Source organism: Sulfolobus sp. B1 (assembly GCF_007050195.1).
In the GTDB taxonomy this organism is placed as follows: Archaea; Thermoproteota; Thermoprotei_A; order Sulfolobales; family Sulfolobaceae; genus Saccharolobus.
This window is the reverse complement of sequence record NZ_QIMI01000230.1, coordinates 1-1,611: the sequence shown is the minus strand read 5'-3', so window position 1 is coordinate 1,611 and position 1,611 is coordinate 1. Positions and strand designations below refer to the sequence as shown.

At 31.7% G+C, this 1,611-nt stretch carries 3 protein-coding genes and 1 pseudogene; 2 read left to right on the top strand and 2 right to left on the bottom strand.

The features are described 5' to 3' along the window. Together DMP16_RS09745 and DMP16_RS09740 are read left to right on the top strand one after the other, a co-directional pair. Positions 1-329, top strand: a pseudogene (locus tag DMP16_RS09745) (serine/threonine protein kinase); the annotation flags it as partial. A 41-nt stretch (positions 330-370) separates the two neighbouring features. Next, entirely contained in the window at positions 371-562 is a 192-nt protein-coding gene (locus DMP16_RS09740) for a hypothetical protein (RefSeq protein ID WP_069282712.1), read from the top strand. On the opposite strand, the gene DMP16_RS09735 is transcribed toward DMP16_RS09740, so the two are convergent. Continuing rightward, positions 559-939: a RidA family protein gene (locus tag DMP16_RS09735; protein WP_143577177.1), complete on the bottom strand. Its 381-nt coding sequence runs from the start codon at positions 937-939 to the stop codon at positions 559-561. The genes DMP16_RS09740 and DMP16_RS09735 overlap by 4 nt on opposite strands. A 106-nt stretch (positions 940-1,045) precedes the next feature. Then, a partial coding sequence (locus tag DMP16_RS09730) for a CBS domain-containing protein (RefSeq protein WP_143577176.1) occupies positions 1,046-1,611 on the bottom strand: 566 nt, incomplete at its 5' end.

The following is a 1,611-nucleotide window of genomic DNA, read 5'->3' as shown; positions in this document are numbered from 1 at the left end:
CTGAAGTCATGTTTGACGTTTATTCCTTTGTCGTTTCTCTTTATGTGACCTTGACAAATAACTTTCCTTTTCCAGAATGGTTAGAAAATGAAATTGAGGAAGCCGTCAGAAATAAGGAAATTAGAGGATCTGTTCTAGATGATTTCCACAACGCCTCTCCAAGGTTAGATTACGTTCCTTTAGAATTTAGGGATATTATAGTTAGTGGTTTAAGAGGAGATATCTCAATGTTAGAGATAAATAAAAGATTAGAAGAAATTCTGGTTGAAGAATATAACATAGACATAAATAATTTGAAGCAAGAAACAGAAAAGCTTATAAATGTTTAACAACAGTTATATAAAATAAAAGGCAAAAAAAGGTGAGATATATGAGTGGTACAGAGACCTTCAAGAAAGTTTTCGAGGGATTAGCGTACACGATAATAGAGGACGATGAGGCAACTATTGTTTTTTTAGAAGGTAAGCCTATTCAAGTAAGCTGTATAGAGCATGGAAATCATGAACTCTTTGACTTAAATTGTGCACATGCGGAAAAGCTATTGAAAAAGATTTTTTCCTAAGTCTTTTGAGCTATTAAAGCAATTTCTATTAATGCATCCCTAGGTAATCTTGAAACTTCCACGGTTACCCTAGCTGGCGGTTTTTCTGTAAAATATTTTGAATATATATCGTTAAACTTACTAAAGTCTTTCATATCTTTTAAAAATACGAAAGTCATGACAACGTCATTTAAGGTATAACCAGATTTTTCTAACACTGACTTAATGTTTTCCAATACACGAATAGTTTGTTCCTCTATATTCTTTCCTACTATCTCATTAGTTTTTGGGTCGATTGGTATTTGACCGGATATATAAAGTGTATCCCCAACTTTAACTGCTTGTGAATAAGGACCTATTGGTTTAGGAGCTTTTTCAGAATATATAACCTCTTTCATAGCGGGTTAGTATAATAAGTTAAAGTATTTATGTATATTCTTATTTGTCGCAACATAATCTTCTGCATCTTATTAATTTTTATGATTTGAAATATTATATTTAAGGTTAAGATAACTTTTTTAATCTATCTAATAATAAAATATGATGTAATGCTATTAAAAGATCTCTTTCAGTCACTATACCTCTTACTGTATTATTGTTATTTAGTATCAGAAGTGAGCCGATTCTTCTTACAATCATTTCCATTGCAGCCTTATTGATAGACATCATCTCGTCTATTGTGTATACATTTCTTGTCATGATATCCTTAACCGGTTTTCCATAAAAATAATCTGGGTCTAATTTTTCTACAGCCTTAGCTAGTTGTTTCAATGCGTTAACAGCAGTAATTATCCCAATAACTTTATTATCATCATCTACCACGGGAAGCCTTCTGAACCCTCTTTTAATCATCACTTTAACCGCCTGCTCTAATCTGACCTCTTTGTATATAGTTTGAACTTTTGTTGTCATAAACGCCTTTACTGGAAACTTTTCATCAAGGTCCTTATAAACTAGCAAAAATTCTCTCTCAGTAACTATACCTACAGGCTTCTGATTGATATTAACAACTGGTAATGAGCCAAAATTTCTTGTTACCATTGTATTAATAGCAGTAAAAATGTCTTCAT